Annotated in this window: 15 protein-coding genes and 1 other annotated feature; of the genes, 7 read left to right on the top strand and 8 right to left on the bottom strand. The window is 43.9% G+C overall.

The features are described 5' to 3' along the window. The first annotated feature begins 17 nt into the window (after positions 1–17). Positions 18–431: an SRPBCC family protein gene (locus tag ACTHPA_RS02545; protein ID WP_440498489.1), complete on the top strand. Its 414-nt coding sequence runs from the start codon at positions 18–20 to the stop codon at positions 429–431. 71 nt (positions 432–502) lie between these two features. Beyond that, on the top strand, positions 503–1,381 hold the full coding sequence (locus tag ACTHPA_RS02540; protein WP_440498488.1) for a DMT family transporter: 879 nt from the start codon (positions 503–505) through the stop codon (positions 1,379–1,381). A 13-nt stretch (positions 1,382–1,394) separates the two neighbouring features. Here the strand turns inward: ACTHPA_RS02540 and ACTHPA_RS02535 are convergent, their stop codons facing one another. The 6 genes from ACTHPA_RS02535 to ACTHPA_RS02510 form a co-directional block, all read right to left on the bottom strand. Beyond that, positions 1,395–2,285, bottom strand: a complete 891-nt coding sequence (locus ACTHPA_RS02535; protein WP_440498487.1) for a lysostaphin resistance A-like protein — start codon at positions 2,283–2,285, stop codon at positions 1,395–1,397. A 30-nt stretch (positions 2,286–2,315) separates the two neighbouring features. Further along, positions 2,316–2,876 (bottom strand): hypothetical protein, encoded by a 561-nt coding sequence (locus ACTHPA_RS02530; RefSeq protein WP_440498486.1) that lies wholly within the window; start codon positions 2,874–2,876, stop codon positions 2,316–2,318. After that, positions 2,869–3,726, bottom strand: coding sequence for a hypothetical protein (locus tag ACTHPA_RS02525; protein WP_440498485.1), 858 nt, complete (start codon positions 3,724–3,726; stop codon positions 2,869–2,871). Before ACTHPA_RS02525 ends, ACTHPA_RS02530 begins: the two co-directional genes overlap by 8 nt. A gap of 181 nt (positions 3,727–3,907) precedes the next feature. Then, complete coding sequence (gene metG / locus ACTHPA_RS02520) at positions 3,908–5,554, bottom strand: methionine--tRNA ligase (RefSeq protein WP_440498484.1); 1,647 nt, start codon at positions 5,552–5,554, stop codon at positions 3,908–3,910. 53 nt (positions 5,555–5,607) lie between these two features. After that, positions 5,608–5,867: a binding site (T-box leader), on the bottom strand. A 54-nt stretch (positions 5,868–5,921) separates the two neighbouring features. Continuing rightward, positions 5,922–6,101, bottom strand: a complete 180-nt coding sequence (locus ACTHPA_RS02515) for a hypothetical protein (RefSeq protein WP_440498483.1) — start codon at positions 6,099–6,101, stop codon at positions 5,922–5,924. A 59-nt stretch (positions 6,102–6,160) separates the two neighbouring features. Further along, complete coding sequence (locus ACTHPA_RS02510; protein WP_440498482.1) at positions 6,161–6,610, bottom strand: hypothetical protein; 450 nt, start codon at positions 6,608–6,610, stop codon at positions 6,161–6,163. Between the two features lie 560 nt (positions 6,611–7,170). Here ACTHPA_RS02510 and ACTHPA_RS02505 point away from each other — a divergent pair. From ACTHPA_RS02505 to ACTHPA_RS02495, 3 genes are all read left to right on the top strand, one after another. Next, positions 7,171–7,860, top strand: a complete 690-nt coding sequence (locus ACTHPA_RS02505; protein WP_440498481.1) for a response regulator transcription factor — start codon at positions 7,171–7,173, stop codon at positions 7,858–7,860. A gap of 156 nt (positions 7,861–8,016) precedes the next feature. Continuing rightward, positions 8,017–10,224, top strand: a complete 2,208-nt coding sequence (locus ACTHPA_RS02500; protein ID WP_440498480.1) for an ATP-binding protein — start codon at positions 8,017–8,019, stop codon at positions 10,222–10,224. 126 nt (positions 10,225–10,350) lie between these two features. After that, on the top strand, positions 10,351–11,385 hold the full coding sequence (locus ACTHPA_RS02495; protein WP_440498479.1) for a potassium channel family protein: 1,035 nt from the start codon (positions 10,351–10,353) through the stop codon (positions 11,383–11,385). On the opposite strand, the gene ACTHPA_RS02490 is transcribed toward ACTHPA_RS02495, so the two are convergent. Further along, positions 11,354–12,004: a CPBP family intramembrane glutamic endopeptidase gene (locus ACTHPA_RS02490; RefSeq protein WP_440498478.1), complete on the bottom strand. Its 651-nt coding sequence runs from the start codon at positions 12,002–12,004 to the stop codon at positions 11,354–11,356. The two genes, ACTHPA_RS02495 and ACTHPA_RS02490, sit on opposite strands and share 32 nt — an antisense overlap. Before the next feature lie 190 nt (positions 12,005–12,194). Between ACTHPA_RS02490 and ACTHPA_RS02485 the strand changes: the two genes are divergently transcribed. Both ACTHPA_RS02485 and ACTHPA_RS02480 read left to right on the top strand, forming a co-directional pair. Next, positions 12,195–12,497 carry a hypothetical protein gene (locus tag ACTHPA_RS02485; RefSeq protein ID WP_440498477.1) on the top strand — a complete coding sequence of 101 codons (303 nt, stop codon included), beginning with the start codon at positions 12,195–12,197 and terminating at the stop codon, positions 12,495–12,497. A gap of 71 nt (positions 12,498–12,568) precedes the next feature. Then, positions 12,569–13,033 carry a DinB family protein gene (locus ACTHPA_RS02480; RefSeq protein ID WP_440498476.1) on the top strand — a complete coding sequence of 155 codons (465 nt, stop codon included), beginning with the start codon at positions 12,569–12,571 and terminating at the stop codon, positions 13,031–13,033. 49 nt (positions 13,034–13,082) lie between these two features. Here the strand turns inward: ACTHPA_RS02480 and ACTHPA_RS02475 are convergent, their stop codons facing one another. Next, complete coding sequence (locus ACTHPA_RS02475) at positions 13,083–13,916, bottom strand: TetR/AcrR family transcriptional regulator (RefSeq protein WP_440498475.1); 834 nt, start codon at positions 13,914–13,916, stop codon at positions 13,083–13,085. Positions 13,917–13,994: the final 78 nt, after the last annotated feature.

Here is a 13,994-nt window from a genome sequence, read left to right as displayed (position 1 = left end):
ATTAAGGAGAGAACCCAATGTCTACAACAGAAATTAGAAAAAACATCATTATCAATGCACCAATCGAAACGGTTTGGCCGTACGTCTCAACAGCAGAAGGAATCGGCGCTTGGTTCATGCCCAGTGATATGGAACCAGTAGAAGGGAAGGAGTTCACTTTGCAAGCGGGTCCATGGGGAGAATCACTATGTAAAGTAACTGAAGTCCAACCGCCAAATCGTCTCTCATTCGACTGGGGAAAAGACTGGCAAGTTCACTTTGAATTGAAGGACATCAATGACCAAACTGAATTGACCTTCATTCATGCCGGTTGGGAGGATGGCAAGCAAACGGAGTTCGGCGAATCGCATGATGTCGTTCGGCCGCGCATGTCCGGAGGCTGGGATGGGCTATTGGCGAAGCTGAAAAAAACGATAGAGTCAAACAACTAAATAATTGTGAGAATTCATACACCCTCCTTCAATATCATGATATATTCAATATATTGGGGGAGGGGATTTCTTTGTCACAACGCATAGCATTCATAGTTGTCCTACTAGGGGCGGTGCTCTGGGGGACGACCGGCACTGCGCAAACTTTCATGCCGCAAACGGTCCATCCATTGGCGGTAGGAGCCTCGAGGCTTGCGGTCGGCGGCTTCACATTGCTCGTCATTATGCTTATTCTCCGGAAAATCGATTTTCGAGACTGGCCGTGGAAAGCAACGATTCTTTCAGCATTGGCAATGGCGGTTTTCCAATACTGCTTTTTCACGTCAATCCGGCTGACGGGGATTGCTATCGGAACGGTAGTTGCAATCGGAAGTGCACCGATGTTTTCCGGGCTCATTGAATTGTTGTTCCTAAAAAAGCGTCCGACAAAAATATGGCTGACGGCAACATCCCTTGCCATTATCGGTTGCGTCTTATTGTTTTCGAATAAAGAAGGGCTCGTCGTCAATCCAATCGGCGTCTCGCTATCTTTATTCGCAGGACTTTTATTTGCATATTATACTTTATTCAACAAGGAAGTGTTGGAGAAAGCGGATGCAATCCCTTCTGTCGCCGTCATATTCTCGGTGAGCGCAATCATGCTTATGCCATTCCTTTTCATCTTCGAAACGGAAGGATTGCTCACTATTCCCGGCATATCTACAATGATTTACCTCGGAATTGCGACAACAAGTGTAGCATATATCCTGTTTTCCACCGGATTGCGGCATATCCCTTCGTCATCCGCCGTGACACTTTCTTTGGCCGAACCGTTAACCGCCGCTATTTTAAGCGTAATCGTCGTAGGGGAAAGGCTGGATCTTGTTTCATGGAGCGGAATCGCCCTACTATTAGGCGGAATCCTCGTTTTGACGTTTAGTGGGCGAAAAGAGAAGGCTGCCATTCAATAGGCAGCCTTCAGGTTTACTCCGCTTTCATCTTCACATACATCCTCGTCGCGAAATACCCAAGAATAATAAGCAACGTTGCCAAAAGGCCGCCTTCCAATCCGAACGCGCCGCCAGTCAGCCAAGCATTCCCATCTTCCACCGACACATTATAAATCCCATGTGGCGCAGTTCCGCTCACTGCAAATCCAAAAACATTCCCTTGAAAGTAATTCCACGTAATATGATAGCCGATTGGCAGCCACAAGCTCTTTGTCGCGTCAAACATATAGGCGAATAAAAGGCCGACCAATGCGATATTGACCAAGCCCAATACGCTGACATTCGGATTTGTACCGTGCACCAAACTGAAAACGACAGCAGAGACAACATACACCAGCCATTTCGGATTCCCGCGGCTCTCCATCGTCGACATGACGTACCCTCTAAAAAACATTTCCTCAAAAAAGCCGACGAGAATGAATAGAACAAGAAACGATAATGCATACACTGAAAACTCGGGATCCGTGAATGAGTTAAGCATTATCACATTACCGGAAACCAATAGAATAAAGAAAATGATAGCGATGGACACAGCTCCGAGCAAGAGGCCGAAACCTAAATCTTTCAGCGACCCTCTGAAGCCCAACTCTTTCAACGTTCCTTTATTGACAAAACGCCATAGCAACACCGTTGCAAGCATTCCGCCAACTGTCCCGCCGCCTTGGGTTAATAGAAAAATCCAAGGATGTCTGTTAAAGGCGGCCATGATATCCATATCGTAATTACCGTCTTGAAACGGGAAATCGACAATTGCGAGCAAAACTCCTCCAGGCAGCGCGAAAATTTGCTGTGCGATGAACATCGACGCGAACGCCAAAAAGATCAGCCATCCCGCGCGAACTTGGTTTGAATTGTTTTTGAACAAATGATAACCTCCATTCTAATCAAATATATGCTAAATAGAATAATCGATTCGATGATCTTTAGGTGAAACGCGTCGAATAGCACCGATCAATAGTAAAAACAGAATATCCATGATAAGAACACCGATTGTTGAAATTAAGGATAAAGCGATCCACCCATCGCCTGCTATATTCATTGAAAACGATAGGAGTGCCAAGGTGAAAAGATGAATAGTAATGTAAAATTTATAAGTGTTTTTCGTCCGATGCTGCAGCGCATGATTGCCAACCATTTTCGCTGCGTCAATTAATATATTGAATAAATAATAGGTAATCACCAATTTAAGTACTAATAGAAGGGTCCCATAAGCGGTCCATCCGGTAGGCAACGTGGTATCGGATAGATTCACAAATACAGAAGGCAAGGATATGAACATTCCTAACAATCCAATAGTCATCGCCTTTTTCGCTTTCGGAAAAGCATCCACTAGCCTAGAGCAGCCCGCGTAGATTAAATAATATCCGAGAGGATCCATCAGTAGGTCAATCATGACATGAAGCCGGAAGAAAATGAGAAGGTAACCCCAAAACATATAGCGCAATGCTTTATTCACCTAAACCCCTCCCAGTCTTCTCCTCGATGATTCGATTGACGTCGTCCTGTGTTAAATACGGAAACAAATTGTAGTGAGTGTAGTTCGTGAATGGTTTTCCTTCCGTAGTTGTTCCAGATATACGGATGGCGAAAGCAAAAGGGTTCACGAAACTTTTTTCTTTAAAATTGACTCTCAATGTCACAGATTTATCTTTTTCCAAATGAATTGGAAGCTTAAGGGAATCCAGCGATTGCTCTGTTTGTTTTCCGCTGATCGTGAAGTTGAATCGGTCTTCGATCGGTTCATTGAAAGGGAAGTCGATCTTCTCGATTGCCAACGTCTCTGTTGCTCGGAATGTATCCCAACTCGAACCGTCATTGCTGCTTCCGCTAGATGGTTGCTCCAACGCTCTAGTATCGTCATTCTCATAGTACTGCTGTGGATGGACGATCACTTCCCCGATGGACGCGGTTGATGATCTTCCGTCTGAATAAAACACAGCCATTTCATTGAATGACTGTATCTCTGTATTATCGCTGAACGACCGTAATTTGACGTTTATGCTTCTCAGCTCTTGATGTCTATAAGTGTCGATTGCATGAGGAGCGGTGGTGCTCGTAAAGAAATAGTCGCCTTGCGGAAAGCCTTCGACATCACCTAATCTTATGTAATTGATATGCGAGTGATCGTTTTTATTCGCTAAGTAAAAGAAGGTGACATAGTTATGGTCTTGTTCATCTGTTGTCGTTTCCAAATAATGATCCAGAAAAATGGGCTCTTCCAATTGTTTCGAATGTGCATATAATGAATTCACAATCCAGCTGATTGCAATAAGTCCAAGTGCCGCCCAGAAATAACGTTCTTTCACAGCCATCCCCCTTCCAGCCTTTTCCTTTGTCTGTTTATTGTCTCAAATCAAGTGGAGGAATGCACTTGTTTATTGAAAATTGTGGAGGAGGGGAGTTTATCACTACTCAGCTTATCTTTATCAACGTTCAACCATTTAGTAGGCAATCAAAAGCCCTCTCAAAATATGAGAAGGCCATAAATCATACCTGTTTTGAAGATTGCTCCTTCAGCCGCTCCAATTCAACATCGATTTGCCCAACATCAATTCGTTCAAACAGCGGCTTCACATATGCCAATGTCAATTCTCCGAGTTCGATTTCCTTCCATTCGGGTTTTCGCAGTTTAAGCATCGTTTGCACATCCTCACTTGAAAACGGTAGGAAAGGGGAGAGGAGCTGGGCTAAGTTTGCAATAATATATACACATGTTGCCATCGTCCGTGCACATGCCGCTTCATCCTCATTGATCTGAATCCAGGGCTTTTCATCGTCGAAGTATTTATTAGCTCGTCGAATGAAATCGAAAATCGTTTCGATCGCTTCTTTAAAATGCCCCGTCTCGATGCGCTCGCCGACAATGCGGTAAAGCTGCACAACGGTCTTTTTAATTTCTCCATTAATCACTGCAACGGGCACAACCCCGTCAAACGACTTATCGATAAATTTCAACGTCCGGTTCACGAAATTCCCGTATGCACCTAGCAGCTCCGAGTTATGGCTATAAATGAACTCCCGCCACGAGAAGTCGGCATCCCGGTTTTCCGGTGCATTCGCGGTCAAAAAATACCGTAATGAATCGGGATGATAACGTTCCAAAATATCCGGCACCCAAACTGCCCAGTTTTGACTCGTCGACAATTTTCGCTTCTCCAAAGTCAAATATTCATTGGAAATGACATGCGTCGGCAATGCGTCCTCTTTGCCAATCCCCATTAGAATGGCTGGCCAAATAATCGTGTGGAAGGGGATGTTGTCTTTGCCGTGCACATAGTAGGAGACTGTATCTTCATTCCAAAACTCTTCAAAATTGGTGCGGTTCAATGCGGCCCACTCCTGGCTCGCGGAATAATAGCCCGTCACCGCCTCGATCCACACATACACTTTCTTATCCTCATAGCCTCTGACAGGAATGCCGACACCGTTCGCCAAATCCCTTGAAGCGGCACGGTCACGAAGGCCTTCCCGTAAGTAACGCTCAGATTGATGGATCGCGTTTTCCCGCCATCTTCCTTCAGCTTTCGCATCCGTAACATATTGTTCAAGTTCATCTTGAAAAGCGCTTAATTCGAAATAAAAATGCTCTGTCTTCCGAACGGTAGGTTCATTCCCACAAAGCTTGCATGTGCGCTCCGTTAAATCAAGCGGATCTAAAATGGAACCACAATTGTCGCATTGATCGCCACGCGCTCGGCTTCCGCAATATGGGCAAATCCCTTCGACAAATCGGTCGGGAAGAAAACGCTCGTCAAACTCACAATATGTTTGTTCCACTTCCTTTTTGAAAATAAAACCGCGGTCCAATAACGTTAAAAATACATTCCGGACAACTTGATGATGAAACCTTCCGTCTGTCCGCGTGTATATGTCGTACGAGAATCCCAATCTCGAAAAACAAACTATAAATTCCGTATGGTAACGGTCCGCAATTTCCTTAACAGACACTCCTTCGGCATTCGCCCGTATCGAAATAGGAGTCCCATTGCAATCACTTCCCGAAGCGTAAAGAACCTTCTCACCTTTCAACCGGTAATACCTCGCCAAAATATCCCCCGGCAGCAATGCTGCAATATGTCCAAGATGCAGCGACCCATTCGCATACGGCCAAGCCCCTCCAATGAATACACTCATGTAATTTCCTCCTCTGAATAAAATAAAAAACCCCGTCCCTATCGATAAAAACCGATAAGGACGGGGTTTATAACCCGTGGTACCACCTTACTTCACAACTAGCTAACGCTAATTGCCTTCAAAAGTACACGCCAAAAAAGCGTTATACTTTGACGTGGATAACAAGCGCCAACTCTCGTCGCATCCTACTAGTCCAAAGACGTTCAGTGCGCGGCTCAAGGATCATGTTCAAAAGATTTGTCCGCTTCATTTCCACCGTCAGAAGCTCTCTAGGCGACATCCTCTTTTTACTTTTCCCTCTCATTGCCTTTAGTAAGATGTAGTTGAAATGATTATAGTCGTTTGATTCGGAGAAATCAATAAGTATTTACCAATTCGTAGGCGGGCGCTTTTGGTCGGTTCGGTCTTCTTCCGTCTTGTTGTTTTTATTTTTCACGTTGTCGTTCTTCCCGATGACGTCCATATCATCAGGACTAATATCGAATCCATACCCAAATTCCTCACGATCCAGCGTATTGCCTTTTTTGATTTTCTTTTCTTTTGCCAAGTCAGTTCACCTCCCGTATATGCAAAGCTTGTTCAACTGGGAGATGATTATTCATTCGCTTACTCCTCTTTCACCGACAATAAAAACGCATAAACCGCTTCACCTTTCACATCGTCACTCCATATCGCTTTGACGGACATGAAATACCTTCCTTCGACCGTGGGCACTTTTGCTGTGTCGCCGTTCACTTCCACAGTTGTTGTTTCGCCGTCTTTATGGATGAGCACTTCATATGCATTAGGTTGTGGGAAATCCTTTAACTCAGGAGTCACAGAGAGTCGAAATCTAATTTCCTCCCCAGGCTTAACTTGATTGGCGCGTTCATGTTCTAACATTTCCTGTGCAGGCGTCGGCTTCAATGAACACTTTTTATCCGCAGATTCCCAGCAATGCTTGTCATAAGACATCCAAACACTGTCATTGTCGTAGTATGCTTGAAGGTCGGGTTTAAAAGTGATTTCAGCCTCCTCCTCATTCTCCACCTCGGTCGTTTGAGGCGAAGGAGCCACTATTTCTTCTTCATCTTTTTCATCATCGCAAATGGTTGCGTCCCCTTGGGCGCCTTACCAGCCATTCCAATACTTCGCCGTTCCGAAAATAGTGTCCAATGAACTTGCAGTCATTACAAAAAACTTTGCATTCTCCTTTTCGAATGGATTGATAGTGTTGGGGGTGGCAAGTGCGGTCGTTTGGGCAGCGATTGCTGTTGTATCGGTTGTGCAATATCGATTTGCTCGGTAGGGAATATGCGTTGCTGCTCATCAGGGGATACTGATGAGCAGCTTTTTTACGTGGAGGAGAGTTTATCTCGGGTGTGCAAGACGTTATCACCGACTTGACAGAGTTTATCACCGACTCTCAGGCAGTTATCACCGACTTTCATCGGTTTATCACCGCTCAGGGCTAGTTTATCACCACTCATACCGACTTTATCACCACTAAACCATTTACCAGACACAATCTTAAGCCTAACAACAGCCATCTTAAGAATTTCTTCATAATTCCCATCATGAATTGTTAAGATTTAACCATTACAATTGGTATCATAGAGGAAAGCGAGGTGCGGATGATGGCTAAGTTCACAGTGCTCGTGGCGGATGATGATAAAGAGATCCGCGATGGGATTGAGATCTATTTGAAAAATGAAGGTTATAGCGTGTTAAAAGCGGCGGATGGGAAAGAGGCGCTTGATTTGCTCCAAACGAATGAAGTTCATCTGCTTATCCTCGACATTATGATGCCGAACATGGATGGGATTACGGCGACATTTAAAATCCGTGAGATGCAAAATATTCCGATCATCATGCTTAGCGCGAAGGCGGAGGATACGGATAAAATCCATGGATTGTCTGTTGGCGCGGATGATTATGTGACGAAACCGTTCCATCCGCTTGAGTTGATGGCTCGCGTCAAGTCGCAACTGCGGCGGTATGTCCAGTTCGGTACATACGAGGGCCAGAAAAAGATTGAGATTGATGGATTGGCGCTCGATGAAGATGCAAAAGAGTTATCGGTCGATGGGAAACCGGTAAAGCTGACGCCAATCGAATACAAGATTACAGAATTGCTTATGAAAAACGCGGGGCGTGTGTTTTCAATAAATGAAATTTACGAGCGTGTATGGAATGAAGAAGCGTATAATGCGGAAAATATTGTGGCGGTCCATATCCGTAAAATTCGCGAGAAAATCGAAGCGGACCCAAAAAATCCGAGATATGTAAAGGTGGTGTGGGGCATTGGATACAAAATCGAGAAGTGATTGGAGTATAGTTTTTTCAGTTTTCTCCATTTGCATTGCAGTCGTCACTATTGGATATTGTTTCCCTCACATTCTCGACATGATTGAAAGCGGCTGGGAACGTTCTTCGCGGGCAATCGCTTATTTCACGCGCATCATTAGAGGGGGCACAGCCTGATGAAAAATAAAGTACTTCTACTCATATGGGCTACGCTTGTTACGATTGTGCTGCTCGCCAGTCTTTCATTTGCAAGACAAGGAACGGGGTTATTCGGAAAGGGCTTTTCCGATTCTGATGATATGAAGTGGCGGTTAGACGAGTTTTATGATGTGATTGGTCCTTCTGTTCTAAATCCAATCAACATAGAAGAGGCGAAGAAGAAAATTACAGTATCCGATAGCGAAATTGAAGAGCATCAGACTCGTTATGGCACATTGGCAGACCAGCTCGCTAATATCCATGATCAATACGCACAAAGAATTTTCGATGCAAAAGAAGCTAACAATGACTTATTAAGGCAGACGTTGATTGAAGAACGGGATATGAAATTGGAAGATATCCGAAAGAACTTTGAGGAAGATGGCCATGTAGAGGCGAAAATCCGTAAAGAGAAAGAAAAGGTTTTAGAAAATTATTTAAAGGAAATAAAAAACAAATCCTATTCATTACATGTCGCCTATGAATTAAAGAATGTAGATACTGGTGAGACGTTTTCTTATGGTGATATTTCGAAGCCTGCTGTTTATAAAAAGAGCTTCAATGAAAATAGTCACTACTTCAAGGCGAACTCATTACCGGGACGCTATTCAGAATGGACAACGCCTTATATTAATTATTACGAAGATGCTCATGTTTCCGATGAAGAAATAACTGCCATGGCAAATCCCGTGCAGTCTTTTGAAGGAGTTGTCATCGTTCCGAAGGCGGCCTTTGAAAAAGGCGGTGCTTTATATGCCCAATATAAGGATTTCAACAGGGGCAAATATGGCATGTATGCTTTTTGGGTCCTTGGCTTGCTGGCGCTCATCTCCTTATTAACAGGCATGAGATTTCAGAAGGAATGGGTAACCGGAACACCGATTGCAGATTGGTATTCTGACGTAAAGATCGATGTAAAAGTAGCGGCGTTTTTCATGTCAGCGTTGATTTTATTGGAATTCATCAATGGCGAGTCCTACAATCTGCTGAACTTCTTTACGCAACAAAGGCTGGAAAGCTGGGTTATTTGGCTCGGCACCTTCTTTATTGCCGGTGTCCTCATGACAGCGTTGCTTGCATTTCAGCTTGTGAACAGTGTGGAACGATGGAAGCGGGAAGGTGTATTGGCGAAGGACATAAAAAACAGTTTCACGCTCCAATTCTTTAGAGCAATCCGTGAGATGTTCCTGAAAAAGTCGATCGGCGTTCAGTCGTTCATCCTGCTTATCGGATTTTTCTTGGCGGGAATCGGATTTGTTGGTATGTTCATGTATGGGGTTTTCTTCATCATTTATATTTTTTGTGTCCTGTTCCTTGGCTTGCCAGCGCTTTATATTTTTATCCGACGTTCTGCTTACTTGAATCGGATTATCATTGATACAGAAAAAATGGCTTCGGGGCGTCTGAATGAAGACATTAAAATCGAAGGCCGCTCACCACTTGCCGATCACGCCAAAAATTTGAACAATCTTCGAGAAGGCGTGCGGGTGTCCATGACGGAGCAGGCGAAAAGCGAGCGGCTGAAAACGGAATTGATCACGAATGTGAGCCACGATCTGCGTACACCGTTGACATCGATTATCACGTACACCGATCTTTTGAAAGATGAAACAATTACACCGGAAGATCGTGCGAAATATGTCGACATTTTAGATAAGAAATCGCAAAGGCTGAAGACGCTCATCGAGGATTTATTCGAAGTGTCGAAAATGGCGAGCGGCAATCTGGAACTGCATAAGCAGCGTGTCGATTTGACGCAATTGCTCCAACAAGCACTTGCTGAGCATGCGGAAGACATTGCTGAGTCGGGACTCGATTTCCGGACGACGCTTCCGGACGATATGCTCGTTGCTTATGTGGACGGCCAAAGATGGTGGCGTGTTCTCGATAATCTGATTGTGAATGCGATTAAATATGCATTGCCGGGCACCCGCGTTTACTTGACGCTCAGAAAAGTAGGAGAGTCAGCAGAGTTCATCGTAAAAAACATTACGAAATATGAACTCGGTGAAAATGTCGATGAACTGTTCGAACGCTTCAAACGTGCAGATACATCGCGTCATACTGACGGCTCTGGCCTTGGTTTAGCCATCGCGCAATCAATCGTCGACATGCACGGCGGGACAATGAAAATCGACTTGGACGGGGATCTGTTCAAGGTGACTGTAACTGTGCCGGTAAAATAAAGAATCCGCATGCAATGCCAAGAAATTGGTGTGCATGCGGATTTTTCATTAATAATCATGGATAGGTTTACAACCGACCAAGCAAAGGAATAGAAATAGAAAAACTTTTATACGGAGGTGGCCGGTTTGTATAGCCGATGGATGGATTTGGATAGGCGATATAAGCGGGTCATTTTTTTGATCAGCATAACGGCGCTTTTGCTCGTTGTGGCGACAGTCGGATTCATGTTTCTTGAAGATTTATCTCCTTTCAATGCCTTTTGGATGACGATTATTTCCGTAATGACAATCGGTTATGGAGATATTTATCCGACAACGCAGGAAGGCCGTTGGTTTGCGCTCTTTCTTGTGCCGCTAGGAGCAGGAATTGTGACGTACGCATTAGGCGTGGGGGCTTCCTATTTTATTGAACAGCAATTATCGAATAGAGTGTGGGTGAGAAGGATGGAAAAACAAATTGCTAATGTAAATGATCATATAATCGTTTGTGGGTTTGGGCGCGTCGGGAGGCAAGTGTATAAGCAACTGAAGGAGGAAGGTGTTCAGATTTTATTCATCCATGACAATGAAAGTGATCTCATGGAAGTTGTCGAACCGGGCACTTTACGAATCATCGGTGATCCGACTGACAAAGCCATATTGCTGCAAGCGCGCGTCGGTCAAGCGCGTGCCCTTATTACCGCGCTCTCCAATGACGCAGATAATGTGTTCATCACATTGACTGCTAAAAGCATCAATGAGGATATCGTCATTGCAGCACGTGCTGAACGGGATGACTCGCAAGATATATTGGAAAAAGCGGGTGCGACAAGTGTCATCAACCCTTCCATCATCGGGGGAAGGGAGTTGGCGATGTCCATCATCAAACCGAACGGAACCGACTACATTAACGATCTGATCCGCTCGGAGAAAAAAGACTTCATGGTAGGGGAAGTAGTTCTAGAAAATACGGAACCGTGTATCGGAATGACAATCGAGGACGCGAACCTGCAGAAGCATTTTGAAATCACCCTCGTCGCGATTTTACGAAATGAAGAACTGCTAAGCAACCCGGATCTGAGTGAGAAGTTCCAGAAGGGAGATACGCTGATCGTCATCGGCAACCCGAAAAAAATAGAGCATTTCCGTGTCAATAAAAATAAAGGATATACACCCCGATAAGTAATATGCCGACATCTGCAAACATATGTATGATCCAAGACGGCAGGATTGTACGGCATTTTTCATTCACCAACTGAAAGATCAGACCGCCTGCCCAAAGACCTCCGACGGCGAGCATTAAAATAGGAAGCGTAAACCAAGGCAGGAAAATCGCGATATGGTAAATAGCGAAAAAGAACGACGGCAGGATGAACCGCGTTTTGGACTGGCCAAATAAGTTTGGCAACAATCCTCGAAAAAAGAATTCCTCAATGACCGAGTTTCCGATCAAAATATAAAGCGCGATGAACGGGAATACTGTAGGTGTGATTCCGGATTGCAGTAAATCGTCCCGCAAGGAAGCAATGTCGATATGCTTTTGCAATAAAAGGAAAACACCGATGATGAGCACCATGATCGATATTCCTAAAATGAAAGCAAGTCGTAAGCTCTTTCGATCCGCATTTTGAAACCGGAGAAACGGAAACTTAGTCGCACGGAAAAGCAGCAAAGGGATTGCGAGAAATAGTATGACCTTCGCTACAGTTTTAACACCATATGATACACCAACACTTTGCTCAATCCATAATAAAAGCAAAATGCTCAAAATAGGAAAGACTGCCCCGAACCATTTTTGCATACAATCACCCCGCGCAAAATTCTCGATTGTTTTCTATGTAACTTTGACGAAATTAATAGGCTGATGTTCCCTTTGTAAATTTATTTCGAAAAAAGAGGTTTGTGCATAAGCGGTGAAGGGTATAGATAAAAACCACCTCTCGCCACGCGCGGGATTTCCGTGTTTGATGAGAGAAAAAGGAGGAATCCATATGACAATCGTTGATGGTAAATATCCGAATAAAAAGGACTTGGAACCGAAGATCCTGCATCCTGGAAAAGGAGTAGGACCGACACATGAACTGCCTTTAGCGGATCCTGCCGACTCGAATTGGACAATTGAATTTCGCAAAAACGCGCAAGACCGAACGGGCATGGACGACCCATCCGCTTATAATGAAAATAAGCCACTTGTCAATGAATTCCGGTTGATGGATGCACGGGAATTCAATAATGAGACCCGTGAAAAGTGGAACAGCCAAAAGAGGAATGACAAACCAATAGATTTAACGTAATAGCGGACTCCTAACTTAGGATGTCCGTTTTCCTTTTTCTTTAGTAATATGGAGAAAAGGGGGAATGGGATTTGGAAACGATTGAACAATTAAAAATGGCAAGAATGTACACGATAGGGCGATTATCGCAGACGAAGGAAGATGCGTGGGATCAGCAACCTAACGGGTTCAATAATACGGTCCATTGGAATGCCGGTCATATTTATATTACGTTGGAGCAATTCACTGCAAAAGCTTTACCATCCTACGAACCACAACATGGTGAATGGGGCACATTTTTTGGAATCGGTACTAGCCCTGCCAATTGGGAAGGGCAAGTCCCTTCGAAGGAAGAATTGCTTGCCGCTCTACAGGAACAGTTGCCGCGTGTAGTTGAAGCGTTGGAAGGCAAGCTCGGAGAAGTCCTGCCTGAACCGCTTAAAATTGGAAACATGTTGACGATGGGGACAGTCGATGCTGTCATTCAATTCTCATTATGGCATGAAGGTGTGCATGCCGGCGTCATTCATGGCTTGAATCGGGCGATTGGGAAATAAATAAATTGAAACGCTTTGCCAGCTGTAATAGCTGACAAAGCGTTTTTTTTTAATTCATTGCAAAATGCTTTCGCAGTAAATAAGCGGCCCATTTGCAATGCGGATGGTCTTGGATGTTGCCCAATAACCCCTTAATGATTGCCGGGTGCAGCGTTGGTTCTGACAGTTCCTGCCTCAATAGAAGTAACGACTCTTTTTCAATCGAATCTTCCATCTCTTCGATATTCTTATCCACAATCTCAATAATTTGCTCTAAAGAAGGCTCTTCATTTAAAGGTTGATCAATCACCTGTATCAATTCATCGGTAATGAAGAAAACCGTCATGTTTTTTGCAAGTAAATTAGTTTTTTCGACAAGTGATCGGACGAGCGATTCCATGTCGATCGGTAATTTATAAATCATGAACAGCTCTGAATAAGTGCTCATGAAACCTTTGATGCAAAACAGTAAATCATATTTCAGGTCATTGGACCGTTCTCCATATAAACGCTCAATCATTGATAAAATCACTTTTTCAAGAGATTTATTATAATGATGAAGTTTGGAAAAAAGCTCTTCATTGAAAGGTTGTACCGGTTCCTTCATAAGGAGTTTGGCAAAATCAGAGTGTTTATTGAAAGATTGAAACGTTGTGTAATAGAAATTGTATAATAAATTCTCTTCGCCTTCTTCACTGACCACCAAGTCAATATCGGCGGTAAACTGTCTCATAAAATGATCAATCAAACCAACGATCAACTCGTCTTTCGACTTGAATGATAAATAGAAAGCACCTTTAGAAATGCCGCAATGATCAGTTATCTGTTGAACGGATGTCGCTTCGAATCCTTGTTTTGCAAATAGCTCCAAAGCTTTCTCCATAATAAGTTGTTTTTTTGCCATATATACGAATCGCTCCTAGTATTTCATTTGACAATTGACCGACCAGTCATTAGTATAAATAATTGAGTCGAAACTGTC

The sequence above is a fragment of the Sporosarcina sp. SAFN-015 genome (assembly GCF_051966875.1).
GTDB lineage: Bacteria > Bacillota > Bacilli > Bacillales_A > Planococcaceae > Sporosarcina.
This window is presented reverse-complemented; position numbering and strand designations above follow the sequence as displayed.

What these genes read in the sequence shown, in the direction of transcription:
- ACTHPA_RS02500 (WP_440498480.1), top strand. Translation starts at nt 8,017, where the DNA reads ATGAAAAATAAAGTACTTCTACTCATATGGGCTACGCTTGTTACGATT.
- ACTHPA_RS02490 (WP_440498478.1), bottom strand. Translation starts at nt 12,004, where the DNA reads ATGCAAAAATGGTTCGGGGCAGTCTTTCCTATTTTGAGCATTTTGCTT.
- ACTHPA_RS02475 (WP_440498475.1), bottom strand. Translation starts at nt 13,916, where the DNA reads ATGGCAAAAAAACAACTTATTATGGAGAAAGCTTTGGAGCTATTTGCA.
- ACTHPA_RS02485 (WP_440498477.1), top strand. Translation starts at nt 12,195, where the DNA reads ATGACAATCGTTGATGGTAAATATCCGAATAAAAAGGACTTGGAACCG.
- ACTHPA_RS02545 (WP_440498489.1), top strand. Translation starts at nt 18, where the DNA reads ATGTCTACAACAGAAATTAGAAAAAACATCATTATCAATGCACCAATC.
- ACTHPA_RS02505 (WP_440498481.1), top strand. Translation starts at nt 7,171, where the DNA reads ATGGCTAAGTTCACAGTGCTCGTGGCGGATGATGATAAAGAGATCCGC.
- metG (WP_440498484.1), bottom strand. Translation starts at nt 5,554, where the DNA reads ATGAGTGTATTCATTGGAGGGGCTTGGCCGTATGCGAATGGGTCGCTG.